11 protein-coding genes and 1 pseudogene are annotated in these 17,338 nt (G+C 65.4%); 7 read left to right on the top strand and 5 right to left on the bottom strand.

The window, feature by feature from the left end:
* The first annotated feature begins 37 nt into the window (after positions 1–37).
* The 3 genes and pseudogenes from OKW35_RS06870 to OKW35_RS06860 all read left to right on the top strand — a co-directional run bounded on the left by OKW35_RS06870 (position 38) and on the right by OKW35_RS06860 (position 4,636).
* The gene (locus OKW35_RS06870) at positions 38–2,473 is read left to right on the top strand and encodes a 3-hydroxyacyl-CoA dehydrogenase/enoyl-CoA hydratase family protein (protein ID WP_429551557.1); all 2,436 of its coding nucleotides are present in this window, start codon (positions 38–40) and stop codon (positions 2,471–2,473) included.
* A 74-nt stretch (positions 2,474–2,547) separates the two neighbouring features.
* On the top strand, positions 2,548–3,747 hold the full coding sequence (locus OKW35_RS06865; protein WP_429356586.1) for an acetyl-CoA C-acyltransferase: 1,200 nt from the start codon (positions 2,548–2,550) through the stop codon (positions 3,745–3,747).
* A 117-nt stretch (positions 3,748–3,864) separates the two neighbouring features.
* A pseudogene (locus OKW35_RS06860) lies at positions 3,865–4,636 on the top strand (enoyl-CoA hydratase).
* Between the two features lie 67 nt (positions 4,637–4,703).
* Here OKW35_RS06860 and fdhD read toward each other — a convergent pair.
* A complete protein-coding gene (gene fdhD / locus OKW35_RS06855) occupies positions 4,704–5,588 on the bottom strand; it encodes a formate dehydrogenase accessory sulfurtransferase FdhD (protein WP_429356587.1) in 885 nt (294 codons plus the stop codon).
* 158 nt (positions 5,589–5,746) lie between these two features.
* Between fdhD and OKW35_RS06850 the strand changes: the two genes are divergently transcribed.
* Entirely contained in the window at positions 5,747–6,223 is a 477-nt protein-coding gene (locus OKW35_RS06850; RefSeq protein WP_018419410.1) for a nitrate reductase associated protein, read from the top strand.
* Positions 6,224–6,449: 226 nt separating this feature from the next.
* Positions 6,450–9,638 carry a sensor domain-containing protein gene (locus OKW35_RS06845; protein ID WP_429551556.1) on the top strand — a complete coding sequence of 1,063 codons (3,189 nt, stop codon included), beginning with the start codon at positions 6,450–6,452 and terminating at the stop codon, positions 9,636–9,638.
* A gap of 61 nt (positions 9,639–9,699) precedes the next feature.
* Here the strand turns inward: OKW35_RS06845 and OKW35_RS06840 are convergent, their stop codons facing one another.
* Positions 9,700–10,311, bottom strand: a complete 612-nt coding sequence (locus OKW35_RS06840) for a glutathione S-transferase family protein (RefSeq protein ID WP_429551555.1) — start codon at positions 10,309–10,311, stop codon at positions 9,700–9,702.
* 123 nt (positions 10,312–10,434) lie between these two features.
* Positions 10,435–10,830: an acyl-CoA thioesterase gene (locus OKW35_RS06835; RefSeq protein WP_090803024.1), complete on the bottom strand. Its 396-nt coding sequence runs from the start codon at positions 10,828–10,830 to the stop codon at positions 10,435–10,437.
* A gap of 206 nt (positions 10,831–11,036) precedes the next feature.
* On the opposite strand from OKW35_RS06835, the gene OKW35_RS06830 reads away from it, so the two are divergent.
* Positions 11,037–12,935, top strand: coding sequence for an ABCB family ABC transporter ATP-binding protein/permease (locus OKW35_RS06830; RefSeq protein ID WP_429551554.1), 1,899 nt, complete (start codon positions 11,037–11,039; stop codon positions 12,933–12,935).
* Positions 12,936–12,937: 2 nt separating this feature from the next.
* On the opposite strand, the gene murU is transcribed toward OKW35_RS06830, so the two are convergent.
* Together murU and OKW35_RS06820 are read right to left on the bottom strand one after the other, a co-directional pair.
* A complete protein-coding gene (gene murU, locus OKW35_RS06825; protein WP_429551553.1) occupies positions 12,938–13,651 on the bottom strand; it encodes an N-acetylmuramate alpha-1-phosphate uridylyltransferase MurU in 714 nt (237 codons plus the stop codon).
* Between the two features lie 3 nt (positions 13,652–13,654).
* Positions 13,655–14,722: an aminoglycoside phosphotransferase family protein gene (locus tag OKW35_RS06820; RefSeq protein ID WP_184062378.1), complete on the bottom strand. Its 1,068-nt coding sequence runs from the start codon at positions 14,720–14,722 to the stop codon at positions 13,655–13,657.
* Between the two features lie 224 nt (positions 14,723–14,946).
* Between OKW35_RS06820 and OKW35_RS06815 the strand changes: the two genes are divergently transcribed.
* Positions 14,947–17,319 carry an LPS-assembly protein LptD gene (locus tag OKW35_RS06815; RefSeq protein ID WP_429551552.1) on the top strand — a complete coding sequence of 791 codons (2,373 nt, stop codon included), beginning with the start codon at positions 14,947–14,949 and terminating at the stop codon, positions 17,317–17,319.
* Positions 17,320–17,338 lie beyond the last annotated feature (19 nt).

Raw genomic sequence — 17,338 nt, 5'->3', positions numbered from 1 at the left:
CGCTTCGCGCCATCGCACAACTCTCCGGAGAAACGACGTGAGCAATCTGATCATTCGCAAGGTAGCCGTGCTCGGCGCCGGCGTGATGGGCGCGCAGATCGCCGCGCACCTGATCAACGCCAAGGTGCCCGTGCTGCTGTTCGACCTGCCAGCCAGGGAAGGCCCGAAGAACGGGATCGCGCTGAAGGCGATCGAAAATCTGAAGAAGCTGTCGCCGGCGCCGTTCGGCGTGAAGGACGACGCGCAATACATCCAGCCCGCGAACTACGACGACGACATCGACAAGCTCGCCGAGTGCGACGTCGTGATCGAAGCGATCGCCGAACGTATGGACTGGAAGCACGACCTGTACAAGAAGGTCGCGCCGCACATCGGCCCGAACGCGATTTTCGCGACCAACACGTCGGGGCTGTCGATCACCGCACTGTCCGAAGGTTTCGCGGACGAGCTGAAGGCGCGCTTTTGCGGCGTGCACTTCTTCAATCCGCCGCGCTACATGCATCTGGTCGAACTGATCCCGACCGCGACGACGCGTCCGGAAATTCTCGATCAGCTCGAGACCTTCCTGACCAGCGTGGTCGGCAAGGGCGTCGTGCGCGCGAAAGATACGCCGAACTTCATTGCGAACCGCGTCGGCGTGTTCTCGATCCTTGCGGTCATTGCCGAAGCCGCGAAGTTCGGCCTGCGTTTCGATGAAGTGGACGACCTGACCGGCGCGCGCCTCGGCCGCGCGAAGTCGGCGACGTTCCGCACCGCCGACGTGGTCGGTCTCGACACGATGGCGCACGTGATCAAGACGATGCAGGACACGCTGCCGGACGATCCGTTTCTGCCGGTCTACGAAACGCCGGCCGTGCTCGCCGAACTGGTGCAGAAGGGCGCGCTCGGCCAGAAGACCGGCGGCGGCTTCTACAGGAAGGAAGGCAAGGCGATCAAGGTGCTCGACCCGCAGACGGGCGAGTATGTCGACGGCGGCGGGAAGGCCGACGAACTCGTCGGCCGCATCCTGAAGCGTCCGGCCGCCGAGCGTCTGAAGCTGCTGCGCGAAACGCAGCACCCGCAGGCGCAGTTCCTGTGGTCGATCTTCCGCGACGTCTATCACTACATCGCCGTGCATCTGGAATCGATCGCCGACAACGCGCGCGACGTCGATCTCGCGATCCGCTGGGGCTTCGGCTGGAACGAAGGTCCGTTCGAAGGCTGGCAGACGGCCGGCTGGAAGCAGGTCGCCGAATGGGTGCAGGAAGACATCGCGGCGGGCAAGGCGCTCGCCAACGTGCCGCTGCCGTCGTGGGTGCTCGAAGGCGCGGTTGACGAGAAGGGCGGCGTGCACACGGCCGAAGGCTCATGGTCGCCGGCCACGCAGACCTTCGTGCCGCGCTCGTCGCTCGACGTGTACCGCAAGCAGGTGTTCCGCGCGCCGCTCGTCGGCGAAACCGGCGCCGATCCGAAGACCTACGGCAAGACGCTGTTCGAGACCGATGCGGTGCGCGCATGGGTCGACGATCGCGCGGGCGAGGACGACGTGCTGATCGTGTCGTTCAAGAGCAAGATGAACACGATCGGACCGGCGGTGATCGAAGGGCTCACGCAGGCGATCGAACTGGCCGAGAAGGACTACAAGGGCCTCGTCGTGTGGCAGCCCACATCGCTGAAGCTCGGCACGCCGGGCGGTCCGTTCTCGGCGGGCGCGAACCTCGAAGAAGCGATGCCCGCGTTCATGATGGGCGGCGCGAAGGGCATCGAGCCGTTCGTGAGGAATTTCCAGCAGGGCATGCTGCGCGTCAAGTACGCGAACGTGCCGGTGATTTCGGCGATCTCGGGCATCGCGCTCGGCGGCGGCTGCGAGCTCGCACTGCACAGCGCGAAGCGCGTCGCGCACATCGAGAGCTATCTGGGTCTCGTCGAAGTCGGCGTGGGTCTCGTGCCGGCCGGCGGCGGCCTGAAGGAAGCGGCGCTGCGCGCGGCCGAAGCGGCAAGCCAGGTCGGCGCGACGAGCGATCTGCTGAAATTCCTGCAGAAGTCGTTCGAGAACGCGGCGATGGCGAAGGTGTCGGCTTCCGCGCTCGACGCCCGCGCGATGGGCTACCTGAAGCCTTCCGACACGATCGTCTTCAATGTGTTCGAACTGCTCGACGTCGCGAAGAAGGAAGCGCGCGCGCTCGCCGCGGCGGGCTACCGTGCGCCGCTGCGCGCGACCCAGGTGCCGGTCGCGGGCCGCTCGGCGATCTCGACGATCAAGGCGTCGCTCGTCAACATGCGCGACGGCCGCTTCATCAGCGAGCATGATTTCCTGATCGCGAGCCGCATCGCGGAAGCGGTGTGCGGCGGCGACGTCGAAGCGGGCAGCCTCGTCGACGAAGAATGGCTGCTGCAACTCGAGCGTCGCGCGTTCGTCGAGCTGCTCGGCACGCAGAAGACGCAGGAACGGATCATGGGCATGCTGCAGACCGGCAAGCCGGTGCGCAACTAAGCGGCGACCGCACAACGTGCATGGGACCAGAGTAAGAGCTTTGGCCAACTCTGGTCGACAAAGGAGATTCCCAAATGGCAAAGCAATTGCAAGACGCATATATCGTCGCCGCAAGCCGTACGCCGATCGGCAAGGCGCCGCGCGGCATGTTCAGGAACACACGTCCGGATGAGCTGCTGGTTCACGCGATCAGGTCGGCCGTTGCTCAGGTGCCCGGCCTCGACACCGGCGTGATCGAAGACGCGATCGTCGGTTGCGCGATTCCGGAAGCGGAGCAGGGCCTGAACGTCGCACGGATCGGCGCGCTGCTGGCAGGTCTGCCGAACACGGTCGGCGGCGTCACGGTGAACCGCTTCTGCGCGTCGGGTCTGACCGCGCTCGCGATGGCCGCGGACCGCATCCGCGTCGGCGAGGCGGATGCGATGATCGCGGGCGGCTGCGAATCGATGAGCATGGTGCCGATGATGGGCAATAAGCCGTCGCTGTCGCCGCATATCTTCGATCGCAACGAAGACGTCGGCATCGCGTACGGCATGGGCCTGACCGCGGAGAAAGTCGCCGAGCGCTGGAAGATCAGCCGCGAAGCGCAGGACGCGTTCTCGGTCGAATCGCACCGCCGCGCGATGGCCGCGCAGCAAGCCGGCGAATTCAACGACGAAATCGCCGCGTACACGATCGTCGATCGCGTGCCCGATCTCGCGACCGGCGAGATCAACGTGAAAACGCGCGAGGTGTCGCTCGACGAAGGTCCGCGCGCGGAAACGTCGATGGAAGGCCTCGCGAAGCTGCGCGCGGTGTTCGCGAACAAAGGCTCGGTCACGGCCGGCAACAGCTCGCAGACGTCGGACGGCGCGGGCGCGTTGATCGTCGTGTCGGAAAAAATCCTCAAGCAGTTCAACCTGACGCCGCTCGCGCGCTTCGTCAGCTTCGCGGTGCGCGGCGTGCCGCCGGAAATCATGGGCATCGGCCCGAAGGAAGCGATTCCGGCCGCGCTGAAAGCCGCGGGCCTGAAGCAGGACGACCTCGACTGGATCGAGCTGAACGAGGCGTTCGCCGCGCAGTCGCTCGCGGTGATCCAGGACCTCGGCCTCGATACGTCGAAGATCAACCCGCTCGGCGGCGCGATCGCACTGGGCCATCCGCTCGGCGCGACCGGCGCGATTCGTGCGGCGACCGTGGTGCACGGCCTGCGCCGCCGCAACTACAAGTACGGCATGGTGACGATGTGCGTCGGTACCGGCATGGGCGCGGCGGGCATCATCGAGCGTCTGTGAGCCGCTGATCGAACGGGGGATCCTTCTGTGATCCACCAGGGACCGCGCAACGGTTCGCAGGCCGCGCGGCTTGCGAACCGTTTTTACATTCAGCAGGAGCACAAGGAGATGAACGGGATGACGACGGATATTCTGGTCGAGCGCGCCGACGCGGTGCTGACCATCAGCTTCAACCGGCCCGGCAGGAAAAACGCGTTCACGGCCGCGATGTATCAGACGATGGCCGACGCGCTCGTAGAAGCGCAGGGCGACGCGTCGGTGCGCGCGATCCTGATTCGCGGCAGCGCGGGCATATTCAGCGCGGGCAACGATCTCGAGGACTTCATGAAGTCGCCGCCGGTTGGCGAAACCCCGCCGGTGTTCCAGTTCCTGCGCGCGCTAGGTTCGGCGGAAAAACCGGTGGTGGCGGCGGTCGCGGGGCCGGCCGTCGGCGTCGGCACGACGCTGCTGCTGCATTGCGATCTGGTCTACGCGGCCGACACCGCGAGCTTTTCGCTGCCGTTCACGCAGCTCGGGCTGTGCCCGGAAGCAGCGTCGAGCCTGTTGCTGCAGCGCGTGGCCGGTTACCAGGCGGCGGCGGAAAAAACTGCTGCTCGGCGAGGCGTTCGACGCGGCCGAAGCGCACCGCATGGGCTTCGTGAATCGCGTGCTGCCGGCGGGCGAAGTCGACGCGTTCGCGGCGTCGCAGGCCGCGAAGCTGGCGGCGCTGCCGGCGTCGTCGTTGCGCGTGACGAAGAGCCTGATGAAGCGCGCGAGCCAGCAGGAACTGCAGACGCAGATGACCGAGGAAGCCGTGCATTTCGGCAAGATGCTGCTTGCGCCCGAAGCGCGCGAGGCGGTCAAGGCGTTTTTCGAGAAGCGCAAGCCGGATTTCCGGCGGTTCGACTGAGGGGTGTGCGACGCAGGCGGGCTTCGGGTGGGTTAGCTGTGAATCGTCGCTGCGCCGCTTCAATCGCTCAAGCTTGCTGCTGCCAGGTGTCGTAATCGACGTAGCTGCCTTCGCGGCAGAAGCTCACGAGCCGCACGCCCGCCTCACGCGCGATCGCAATCGCGAGCGACGACGGCGCCGAGATCGTCGCGACCATCGGCACGTCGACGCGCGCGGCCTTGCGCACCAGCTCGTAGCTCGCGCGGCTCGACAGAAACACGAAACCGTCGCGCGTATCGGCGCGGTCGAGCACGAGCTGGCCGATCAGCTTGTCGAGCGCGTTGTGGCGGCCGACGTCCTCGAACGCAGAGTGGATCGCGCCTTGCGCATCACACCACGCGGCCGCGTGGAGGCCGCCCGTCAAACGAGTGAGCGCCTGGTGCTCGGGCAGCGCGCGCGCGGCGCGTGCGATCGCATCGGGCGCGAGCCGCTGCAAGAAGCCAGTGTCGGGTACACGCTGCGGTTTCAGATCCAGCAGATCGATGCTTTCGATGCCGCACACGCCGCAGCCGGTGCGCCCGGCGAGCGCGCGGCGCTTTTCCTTCAAACCGGCGAACGCCTGCTGCACGACCTGCAATTGCACCTCGGCATGCGGCAGCTCGCCGTGCCCGTGCAATTCGACCTCGATGTCCTGAATGTCGCTGCCGCGCTCGACGATCCCCTCCGAAATCGCGAAGCCGACCGCGAACGCTTCGAGATCGCGCGGCGTGCACATCATCACCGCGTGCGAGATGCCGTTGAACACGAGCGCGACCGGCCACTCCTGGCCGACGTGATCGGTGGCGGTTTCAACCGCCGCGCCGCGATGGCGGCGCACTTCGAGTTGCACCGCGCCGGGTTGTTCGTCGCTGTCGAGGGCGTGGGGCTGGCCGTCCGCCCGCTCGGTTGCGCGCCCGTTTTCCTGTCCGTTCAAGTTGCTTCACTCCTGTACCATGCCGCGCGTCAAAGGGTGCGCCGGCCTCGCCGTGTGCTTCGCGGCGGCCGCCGCGCGGGGCGCCGTCGCGCGAATAAGGTTCTAAAATACCTCAAGCGACGCCCGCACGCTGTCCGCCACCGACAAGGAGCACTGACATGGGACTCAACGAAGCACCGCTTCTGTTCGACTTCGAGGTCGCGTCTTCGGAGAATTTCACTTATATCCCGATGTCGGTGCGCTTCAATCTCGACCGTTTCGGGCTGCGCATCACGCTCGCGCAGTGGCAGCAACTGCCGCTCGAAGATCGCAAGCTGCTCGCGCGTTTCCCGGTCGAAGAAGACACGCAGATCGAACCGAATTTTGATCACGCGCTGTTCGAAATGCTGCGCACGCACGCGAACGTCGAACCGGAGTGGTTTACGCCGGAGGAGTCGCCGGCCTGGCGTCAAACCGACAGCGTGCCCGACGGTGTCGCGCATCAGGCGGGGCTGGCCGGTCTCGCCGCGCCGAGCGTCGCGCGCTGGGCCGAGCTCGATCCTTTCAAGCGCTATGTGCTCGCGAAGCTGTCGCGCAAGCCCGAGGCGAGCCACGATTTCGTCCCGGCGATGAAGGAATTTGGAGCGGCCGGCTAGGCGCGGCCGGCTAGGCGCGGCCGGCCAGCCGCTCCCAGCCAGGCGCCCCCACCAACTCGCAGCCTTCCCCCAAATCATCAGATTTTTTTCACGCCGACCCTCAACCCGCCTTCCGATCGCGGCCGTTATCCAAAGGATGGCGCGTAAAAGACTTGCATCGATGCGGCCCGACGCACCGGCAGCGAGCGCGCTCTCCCGCCCTCGGAACGATTGACGTTCGGAATCCATGAATCCTTTTCTATCGAAGCGACTGCTGATCAATATTGTGGTCGTTGTCGTCGCGGTCGGTGCAAACGCGTTCGTCGCGTACACGCAGATTCGCGGGCAGCGCGACGCCGATGCGCGCCTCGCGCGCTCGACCAGCGTGCGCCAGAACCTCGATGCGTATCACGCCGCGCTCGATAACGCGCTCGCCGCTCTGCACCGCCTGAAAGAATCGGGCAAGCCGGTGCCGCCCGACGCGGCCGCTTCGATGACGAACACACTCGCGAGCCGCGAGCAATCACTGCGCGACGAACTCGCGAGCGAGCCGTACATGTCGGGGGCGCTCGCCAACCTGAGCGCGGCGCGGCACGCGTTGCAGCACGATCTGGAGGACACGCTGCGCAACCATGCGAGTGACCTGCCCGGAGCGGCAAGCGCGGCGTCGGGCGTGGCGCACGCGGCATCGACCGAAGCACCAGGGGCGGCCCCCCTCGACGCGCCATTCGAGGCATCCCTCGACCCTGCGCCGTCGAACTCGCATCTTGCCCCCGCGCTAGAGCGTGTCGAAGCCGCGCTCGCCACGTTGCGCAGCGAGGAAAACCGCTCGTTGCAGATCTCGCTCGCGGCATCGGCGAGCGACAGCGAGCGCGCGATGTTCGTGCTGCTCGTGACGATGCTCACCGGCAGCGTGCTGCTGTTCCTCACGTTCGGCGTGCGCGAGAACAGCGCGCGCGAAAAACTGCGCAGCGCCCGCGCGCTGGTGCGCAACGACGAGCGTTTTCGCAGCCTGTTCGACGATCACACCGTGCCGATGTACATCTTCGATCGCGACACGCTGTGCTTTCTCGCCGTCAACAAGGCCGCGATCCAGCAATACGGCTACACGGAAGACGAGTTTCTCGGCATGACGATCCGCGCGATCCGCCCGAACTCGGAAATCGGCCGACTGGAGACGCATCTGCAGCGTAGCGCCGACCTCCGCCAGAGCCACACGATGGCGGGCATCTGGCGGCATCGGCGTAAGGACGGCTCGATCCTCAGCGTCAACGTGTCCTATCACGCACTGAACTTCATGGGCCGCGACGCCTTGTTCGTGCTGGCGGACGACGTGACCGACCAGATCAACGCCGAAGCCGAAGCGCAGCGCTCGAATCAGATGCTCGAAGCGGTGATCGACAACATTCCGCAGCGCATCTTCTGGAAGGACCTGAACTCGCGCTATCTCGGCTGCAACATGGCATTCGCGCGCGACGCGGGGCTCGCGTATCCCGAACAGGTGGTCGGCAAGAGCGACGCCGACCTGGCGTGGCGCGCGTTCGCCGACCTGTTGACCGAGCACGATCGCGAAGTCGTGAGCACCGGCGTGCCCAAGATGAACTTCGAGGTCGACTTCGTGATCGACGGCTTGCACCGCACGACGGTCACGAGCAAGCTGCCGTTCACCGACGGCGGCGGTCAGGTGATCGGCGTGCTCGGCTCGTACACCGACATCACCGAGCGCAAGCGCGCCGATCTCGCGCTGCGTCTGCAAAGCCGGGCGCTCGACGCGAGCGTCAACGCGATCCTGATCACCGCGCCGTCGCCGTCGGGCAATCTGATCGAATACGTGAATCCGGCGTTCATGCGCATCACCGGCTACGATCCCGCCGAGGTGATCGGCCACGACTGCCGCGTGCTGCAACGCGACGACCGTGACCAGGAAGGCGTCGCGTTGATCCGCGAGGCGCTCGCGGCGAATCGCGAGGTCAGCGCGGTGGTGCGCAACTATCGCAAGGACGGCGCGCTGTTCTGGAATCAGCTGTTCATTGCGCCGGTGCCGAACGCGGAAGGCGTGATCACCCATCATATCGGCGTCGTCAACGACGTGACCGAGCTGATCCGCTATCAGGAGCAGCTCGAATACCAGGCCAACTACGACGGCCTTACGCGGCTGCCGAACCGCAACCTGCTGCGCGACCGGCTCGAACATGCGCTCGTCGTCGCGCAGCGGCATCATTCGGGCGTCGCGGTCGTGTTCCTCGATCTCGACGGCTTCAAGAACGTCAACGACAGCCTCGGCCATAGCGTCGGCGACCGGCTGCTCGGGGTGGTCGCCGAACGACTCGCGCGCTGCTCGCGCACCAGCGACACGGTTGCGCGTCACGGCGGCGACGAGTTCGTGATCGTGATGACGGACACCGTCGACGAGCAATCGCTGATCACGTGGATGGAGCGCGTGCGCGCGTCGATCGCCGAGCCGGTGTGGCTCGACGGCACCGAGCTGTACGTCGGCTGCAGCATGGGCGCGAGCCTGTTCCCGCAGGACGGCGAGGATGCCGAAACGCTGATGAAGAAGGCCGACGTCGCGATGTATCGGGCGAAGGACATGGGGCGCAACACGTTCCAGTTCTATCAGCCGGAGATGAACGCGAGCGCGGGCGTGCGCCTGAATCTCGAACGACGCCTGCGCCGCGCGCTGCGCGACAACGAGTTCCTGCTGCACTATCAGCCGCAGGTCGATATCGGCAGCGGACAGATCGTCGGCATCGAGGCGCTGGTGCGCTGGCACGATCCCGAGGTCGGGCTCGTGCCGCCGTCGTCGTTCATTCCGCTCGCCGAGGAAAGCGGGCTGATCGGGCCGCTGTCGGAGTGGGTGCTGCGCGAGGCGTGTCGGCAGAATAAGGCGTGGCAGGATCAGGGCTTGCCGCCGGCGCGCGTGTCGGTGAATCTGTCGGCGCGGGTGTTCCAGCAGCGTGACATCGCGAAGCTCGTGATGCAGGTGCTCGACGAGACCGGACTCGAACCGAAGTACCTCGAACTCGAGCTGACCGAAAGCACGATCATGCGCAACGCGGAAGAAGCGGTGTCGATGCTCAACGAACTGCACGCGCTCGGCATCGGTCTCGCGATCGACGACTTCGGCACCGGCTATTCGAGCCTCAGCTATCTGAAGCGCTTCCCGGTGGACCGCTTGAAGATCGACCGCTCGTTCGTGTCGGATATCGGCGTATCGGGCGACGATGAGACGATCACGTCGGCGATCATCGCGCTCGCCCATTCGCTGAAGTTGCAGGTGATCGCCGAGGGCGTGGAAACGTCGGCGCAACTCGACTTCCTGAAGGAACGCGCGTGCGACGAAATGCAGGGCTTCTATTTCGCGAAGCCGTTATCGACGGAAGCGATTGCCGAACTGCTGCACGGCGGGCTGGTGCCGGAGCTGGAGCCGGCGTGAGGGGAGCGTGACGCGGCGACGGGTGTCGCCGCGTGTCGCCGCGTGCCGCGTCCAACGCTGCTCACTGAGCCGGCGTGTCCTTGAACACCGGCAGGCTTTCCGCGAACGCGGAAAACTTCTCGAGCCGCGGATGATCGGCCTTGCTGACCGCCTCCGGCAGCATCATGTGCGTGAACTGCCAGGCTACGGCGACGGCCACCTCCGCCGCGCTGAACTGCTGCTGCGTGTCGGGCAGCGGCCCTTCGCCCAACTCGCGTTCGAGTTCGGCATAGGCGGCGAGCAGTTGCGCGCGCACGCGCTCGACCCACGGTTCATGCTGCTTCTCCTGAGGCCGCAGATTGCGCTCGTAGACGATCTGCACGCTCTTTTCGCACGCGGCGAGCGCGAGACCCGTCAGACGCGCGGCGCGCAACGCCGCGTCGGCTTGCGTCGGGAACAGCGGGGTGGGGCCGACGAGCGTTGCCAGATACTGCAGGATCACCGTCGAGTCCATCAGGATCGCGCCGTTGTCGGCGACGAGCGTCGGCGCCTTGACGACCGGGTTGATCTTCGCGAACTGGTCGTAGGTGCGGAAAACCGAAATCGACTCGTGTTCGAAGTCGAGCGCGAGCAGCTTCATGCAGATGGCGACGCGCCGCACGTAGGGCGAGTCGAGCATACCGATCAGTTTCATCTCGTTTCCATGAGAAGAGCGACTATGGGGCGTCCCGGGCCTCGTGCGCTGACCGGCTGGAACGGCTAGCGGGCGGCGCGGCGCGTGACGCGTGGAATCGCTAGCTTAAGCATCCTCGCCGGCTCAGTCCAGCGCGGGCAGCGCGCGCGGACGGCGGTCGCTGTCGGTGGCGACGTAGGTGAGGATCGCTTCCGTGACCTTGACGACTTCCTGCGAGAGCCTCAACCGCTGCGCGTAGACCTCGACCGACACGGTCACCGACGTATTGCCGGTCTTCACGATATCCGCGTAAAAGCTCAGCAGATCGCCGACGAACACCGGTTGCTTGAACAGGAAAGAATTAACCGCGATCGTCGCGACCCGCCCATTCGCGCGACGGCTTGCCGGAATCGAGCCGGCGATGTCGACCTGCGCCATGATCCAGCCGCCGAACACGTCGCCATGAATGTTCGCGTCCGATGGCTGCGGCATGACGCGCAGCGCGCACGGCTTGGACGGAAGTTGAAGAAGATCGGTCATCGGGACATCCTTGGGAAACGTGTTCGAGTGTATTGACGCGCATTGACGCAATGGCTGGGCCAGTTCGACAGTAGGCCATGCAAAGCGCCGCCAGTCGGCTTCTGCGACAATAGAAAGATCAGGAATTGTACGGGAAAGCACCCAGCGAAGCGCGCGAGCCGCGCGCCGCTGCGAACTCCGGCAGCTCCACACTCTCCCCACGATTTATGCGCCGCGCTCCTTCGTCCGAACCCTCGCCGATTTCCACCGCACCCCGCAACGACTGGCAAACGATCCTGTCGCTGCTGCCATACCTTGCCACCTACAAATGGCGAGTCGGCTTCGCGCTCAGCTGCCTGATCGGCGCGAAGGTCGCGAACCTCGGCGTGCCGATCGTGATGAAGCGCATCGTCGACAGTCTCGCGTCGGTCCGGCATCTGACCGCGCTCGGCCGCGCGCAGGACGCGCCCGGCATCGTGCTGCTCGGCGGCGTCGGCTTGCTGGTGGTCGCGTATGCGGTGGTGCGGCTATCGACGTCGCTCTTCACCGAGTTGCGCGAAATGCTGTTTTCGAAAGTGACCGAAAGCGCGGTGCGCCAACTCGCGCTGAAAGTATTCCGCCACCTGCACGGACTGTCGCTGCGCTTTCATCTGGAGCGGCAGACGGGCGGCATGTCGCGCGATATCGAACGCGGCACGCGCGGCATCACGCAGCTGATTTCCTATTCGTTGTACAGCATCCTGCCGACGCTCGTCGAAGTCGGTCTCGTGCTCGGCTTTTTCGTCGTCAAATACGAGGCCTATTACGCGATCGTCACGTTCGTCGCGCTCGCGGTGTACATCGCGTTCACGGTGAAGGTCACCGAGTGGCGCACGCACTTTCGCCGCACCATGAACGAGCTCGATTCGAAGGCGAATTCGCGCGCGATCGACTCGCTGCTCAACTACGAGACCGTCAAGTACTTCGGCAACGAGGAGTGGGAAGCGAGCCGCTACGACGAGAACCTGAAGCGCTATCGCGCGGCGGCGATCAAGTCGCAGCGTTCGCTGTCGGCGCTGAACTTCGGGCAGCAGGCGATCATCGGCACGGGGCTCGTGTTCATCCTGTGGCGCGCGACCCAGGGCGTGATGGCCGGGCGTCTGACGCTCGGCGACCTGGTGCTGATCAACACGTTCATGCTGCAGCTGTATATTCCGTTGAATTTTCTCGGCGTGGTCTATCGCGAGCTGAAGCAGAGCCTGACCGACATGGACCGCATGTTCTCGCTGCTCGGCGCACCGCGGGAAGTGCCCGACGCGCCCAATGCGGTGGCTTTGCAAGTGAGCGGCGCGCAGGTGCGCTTCGACGACGTGAGCTTCGCGTACGAGCCTTCGCGGCAGATTCTGCACGGCGTGAGCTTCACGATCGCGGCCGGCACGACGACGGCGGTGGTCGGCCACAGCGGCTCGGGCAAGTCGACGCTCGCGCGGCTGCTGTTCCGCTTCTACGATCTCGACCGCGCGACGGGCGGCGCGATTCGCATCGACGGGCAGGATATTCGCGACGTCACGCAGGATTCGCTGCGCGCGTCGATCGGCATCGTGCCGCAGGACACGGTGCTGTTCAACGACTCGATCTACTACAACATCGCGTACGGTCGGCCGTCGGCGACGCGCGACGAAGTGATCGCGGCGGCGCGCGCCGCGCATATCCACGAGTTCATCGAGAGTCTGCCGAAGGGCTACGACACGCCGGTCGGCGAGCGCGGGCTCAAGCTGTCCGGCGGCGAAAAGCAGCGCGTCGCGATCGCGCGGACCATACTCAAGAATCCGCCGATCCTGTTGTTCGACGAAGCGACGTCCGCGCTCGATTCACGCTCCGAGCGCGCGATCCAGCATGAGCTCGACCTGATCGCGCGCGAACGCACGACGCTGATCATCGCGCACCGGCTGTCGACGGTCGTGCACGCGCAGCAGATCATCGTGATGGACAAAGGGCGCATCGTCGAGCGCGGCACGCACGCGGAGCTGTTGCGCGCGAACGGTTTGTTCGCGCAGATGTGGGCGCTGCAGCAGCGCGCCGCGCACACCACGGATGCGGTGGAAAGAGCGGAAGCGGTCGGGGCAGGTGAGAGCCCGGCGAAGTAAACTCAGCGCGCGCGCAGCAGCCGATCGAGCGCTTCCAGCTGCGCCTGGGTGCCGATGTTCTCCCACAAGCCTTCGTACAGCTCGCCGCTCGCGAGCCCACGCGCGATGGTCGCGCGGTAATACGGGCTCAGCGCGCGCCGCGTGCCGCGCGGCAGATCGCGGAACATGCGCGTGTCGTACAGACCGAAACTGCCGAACGTGAGGCGCGGCTGCGCGTCGAGCGACAGCACGCCGTCGACGAGACCAAAGTCGCCGTTCGGGTGAAACGCCGGATTCGGCACCATCACCAGATGCATGCCGGGCTCGGGCAGCGCCTTCAGCCGGCCGGCGTGCGCGTGCAGCGCGGCGTAGTCGTACTCGGTGTACACGTCTCCGGCCACCGCGACGAACACCTGATCCGCGCCCTCGTCGGTCAGCAGCGGCAGCGCCTGCGCGATGCCGCCCGCGGTCTCCAGCGCCTCGTGCTCGGGCGAGTAGCGCAGCTCGACCTGCCAGCGCGAACCGTCGCCGAGCGCGGCTTCGAGCTGCGCGCCGAGCCACGCATGATTGATCACGATGCTACGGATGCCGGCCCGCGCGAGCCGTTCGATCTGCCATACGATCAGCGGCTTGCCGCCCACTTCGAGCAAGGGCTTCGGGCACGCGTCGGTCAACGGACGCATGCGCTCGCCGCGGCCCGCGGCGAAAATCATCGCTTTCTTTACGGACATCGTCATCGGTCAGAAGGTGTAGCCGATTTCCTGCGCGCGGCCGTCGAGGTCGTCGAGCAGTTTCGCGAACCCGCGCAGCGGCGCGTAACGCTCCGCCACCTTGCGTGCATAGCCGATGAAGCGCGGCAGGTCGTTCATGTAATGCGCCTTGCCGTCGCGGTAGTTGATGCGGCAGAACAGGCCGAGCACCTTGATGTGCCGCTGCAGCCCCATCCATTCGAGCTGGCGGTAGAACTCGCCGAAATCGGCATCGACCGGCAGGCCGGCTTTTTTGGCGCGCTCCCAGTAGTACGCGAAGCAGTCGAGCTCGAACTCCTCGTCCCAACTGAGGAACGCGTCGCGCAGCAGCGACACGACGTCGTACGTGATCGGCCCGTACACCGCGTCCTGGAAGTCGAGCACGCCTGGGTTCGGCTCGGCGATCATCAGATTGCGCGGCATGAAATCGCGCAGCATGAAGCTTTGCGGCTGCGCGCGCGCGCTCGCGATCAGCAGCGCGAACGTGCGATCGAGCAGCGCGCGCGTAGCGGCATCGACCTCGCGGCCAAGGTGCCGGCCGATGAACCACTCGGGCATCAGTTCCATCTCGCGGTGCAGGAACGCTTCGTCGAACGGCGGCAGCACGTCTTCGCGCGAGCTGAGCTGCCAGCGGATCAGGGCGTCGAGCGCGTCGCGCATCAGCGCGCGAGCCGCGCGCGTGTCGCCCGCGGCCTGCGCGTCGGTCAGCGCGCCCAGATACGACGCGGTGCCGAGATCGGTGACGAGCATGAAGCCCGCGTCAAAGTCGACCTCGAGCACGCGCGGCACGTGCACGCCGGCGGCGGCGAGCAATTGCGCGATCTGTGCGAATTCGCGGCATTTTTCGGGCGGCGGCGCGTCGACGGCGATCAGCGTGGCCGCGCCGTTGCCTTGCGCCGCCTTACCGGCGAGCCGGAAATAACGGCGGAAACTGGCGTCGGACGAGGCCGGAACGAGGGTGTCGGGCTCGAGCGCGTGGCGCGCCGCGTGGCCTTGCAGCCAGGCCTTGAGCAGGGAGAGACGGGTGTCGGTGAAATCTTGGGTGGAAGGCAGCGTCATGAAAAGCGGCGGCAAATTCTTGGGGACAACGTCTTGCCATATAATACCCCACGACTTTTTTGACGCGACTCACACGCCAGCTTTCGCGTGCTCCGTTTCACCGCCCGCCTTATCACTCGGCAAATTGGGAATCCAGACGTGCAGCCGACTCTAACGGTCGCGGTGTGCAGGCGGTGGATCGTGACGACGAAAGCTTGCGCACGGGTCGACTCGCCAAACGATACATGCCGCCCAGACAGCTTTCCGATACCACTCCTTCCTGTGCAGTAGTGCCGCGCAAAAGGCGGCTCGTCGCGGCGCTGATCGCCGTTCCGGGCCTGATGCCCGCGCTTGCGCACGCCCAACTGGTGGGGGAAGCTGCGCAACCGCAGGCGGTCTACCCGCCGTGGGGCATGCAGCTTGCGCCGCAGCTCGAGGATCATCCGTTGCAAACGGGCCAGCGGCCGGCCACCTTCGTGCTCGGCGACCACGCGAGCGGCACGATCGACCAGGATCTGGCCGCCAAGGGCTCGGCGGAAGTGCGGCACAACACGTCCGTGATCAAGGCCGACGCTCTGCACTACGATCAGGACACGGACATGGCCGATGCGTACGGCAATGTCCACGTGATCAATACCGGCAATACCTTCATCGGACCCGAAGCGCATCTGCGCGTCGATTCGACCGAAGGCTTCATGACCGCGCCGAAGTACCACTTCACGCTGACGGGCGGCTCGGGTAGCGCGCAGCGCGTCGACCTGCTCGACGCCGAGCGCTCCGTGTTCACGCAGGGCACCTACACGGCATGCGCGTGCACGGACAATCCGGCCTGGTACATCAAGGGCAGCGAATTCGATTTCGACACCGGCGCCGACGAAGGCGTCGCCTACAACAGCGTGCTGTTCTTCCAGGGCGTGCCGGTGTTCGCGTCGCCGTGGCTGTCGTTCCCGCTGTCGGGCGATCGGCGCAGCGGCCTGTTGCCGCCCACGTTCTCGCTGAGCTCGACGAACGGTTTCGAGCTGTCGGTGCCGTATTACTTCAACATCGCGCCGAATCGCGATCTGACGGTCACGCCGCGTCTGATCTCGAAGCGCGGTGTGCAGTTGCAGAGCACGTTCCGCTATCTGTCGCCGACGTATTCCGGGTCGATCACCGGTGAATTTCTGCCCGACGATCGCCTGACGAAGACCAACCGCTACGCGCTGTACATCCAGCACAACCAGAATTTCGGTAACGGCTTCGGCGGCTACATCTATTACAACAAGGTTTCGGACAACACCTATCCGGAAGACCTGTCGTCGTCGGTCAACCAGTTCATGAACGGCACCCAGCTCCTGTATCAGCAGGAAGCCGGGTTGACCTACAACAACGGACCGTGGTCCGTGCTCGCGCGCGAGCAGCACTGGCAGACGCTGGAGCCGTCGGTCGCGCCGTACGGCCGCCAGCCGCAGTTGAACGTCAAGTACGCGAAGTACAACATCGGCGGCTTCGATTTCGGCGCTGAAGCCGACTACTCGAACTTCCGCATCACCACCGCGGATCTGAGCGAAGGCCAGCGGGTGCTGTTCAACCCGTACCTGTCGTATTCGGTGGTGGGGCCGGGCTACTTCGTCACGCCGAAGGTGCAGTGGCACTTTGCGTCGTACAACCTGAACAACATCGGCACCGATCTGGCGAACGTGCCGGGGGCGCAGAAGAATTTCACCGAGTCGATTCCGACCTTCACGTTCGACACGGGACTGACGTTCGAGCGCTCGGTGCGCATTTTCGGCGCGGACTTTATCCAGACGCTGGAGCCGCGCCTGTACTACGTGTACACGCCGTACCGCAACCAGAACAACGCGCCGCTGTTCGATACCGCCGAATCCGACTTCGGTCTCGCGGAAATCTTCACGCCGAATACGTTCGTCGGTAACGACCGGATCGCCGACGCGAACCGCCTGACCGCCGGTCTCACCACGCGCTTCATCAACCCGTCCACCGGCGACGAGCGCGCGCGCTTCGTGATCGCGCAGCAGTATTACTTCCGGGATCAGCGCGTTACGCTGACGCCGACCCAGACCAGTACCCAGGCCACGCACTCGGACCTGATCGCGGGCGCGTCGATCAAGCTGGGCGCCGGTTTCGCTTCGGAAACGGCGTTCCAATATAATGCGGACAATAACCAGCTCACGAAGACGAGTGTCGGCTTCGGGTTCAGTCCGGCGAGCGGCAAGGTCATCAACGTCGCGTACCGCTACACGCGCGCCAACACCACGCTCGACAACCAGCCGATCAATCAGGTGTTGATTTCGGGCCAATGGCCGCTGACGCACCGGATGTACGGTGTCGGCCGGTTCAACTACGACCTGGGTGGCCACCGTATCGTCGACGGCCTGGTCGGCCTGCAATACGACGCGGACTGCTGGACGCTCGGCGCCGGCATCCAGCGCTACGCGAACGGCCTGAACTCGTCGGGACAGAATCAGTCGAGCACACGGTTTCTGGCGCAGTTGACGTTCAAGGGCTTGTCGAGCGTCGACAACGGGCTGATGACCGCGTTCCGCAGCAGTGTGGCCGGCTACATGCCGTTGCCGCCACCGCCACCGCCGGAGTCGCGGTTCACCAACTACGAATGACGGTCGCCCGGTCATTCAC

Origin of the sequence: Paraburkholderia sp. MM5477-R1, from assembly GCF_050436385.1 — a bacterium.
Taxonomy (GTDB): Bacteria; Pseudomonadota; Gammaproteobacteria; order Burkholderiales; family Burkholderiaceae; genus Paraburkholderia; species Paraburkholderia tuberum.
The sequence above is the reverse complement of the archived record's forward strand: the minus strand, read 5'-3'. Positions and strand labels throughout refer to the sequence as shown.

Coding starts and splice junctions, on each gene's coding strand:
- OKW35_RS06865 (WP_429356586.1), top strand. CDS start 2,548: ATGGCAAAGCAATTGCAAGACGCATATATCGTCGCCGCAAGCCGTACG.
- OKW35_RS06850 (WP_018419410.1), top strand. CDS start 5,747: ATGGGACTCAACGAAGCACCGCTTCTGTTCGACTTCGAGGTCGCGTCT.
- OKW35_RS06845 (WP_429551556.1), top strand. CDS start 6,450: ATGAATCCTTTTCTATCGAAGCGACTGCTGATCAATATTGTGGTCGTT.
- OKW35_RS06840 (WP_429551555.1), bottom strand. CDS start 10,311: ATGAAACTGATCGGTATGCTCGACTCGCCCTACGTGCGGCGCGTCGCC.
- OKW35_RS06835 (WP_090803024.1), bottom strand. CDS start 10,830: ATGACCGATCTTCTTCAACTTCCGTCCAAGCCGTGCGCGCTGCGCGTC.
- OKW35_RS06830 (WP_429551554.1), top strand. CDS start 11,037: ATGCGCCGCGCTCCTTCGTCCGAACCCTCGCCGATTTCCACCGCACCC.
- murU (WP_429551553.1), bottom strand. CDS start 13,651: ATGACGATGTCCGTAAAGAAAGCGATGATTTTCGCCGCGGGCCGCGGC.
- OKW35_RS06820 (WP_184062378.1), bottom strand. CDS start 14,722: ATGACGCTGCCTTCCACCCAAGATTTCACCGACACCCGTCTCTCCCTG.
- OKW35_RS06815 (WP_429551552.1), top strand. CDS start 14,947: ATGCCGCCCAGACAGCTTTCCGATACCACTCCTTCCTGTGCAGTAGTG.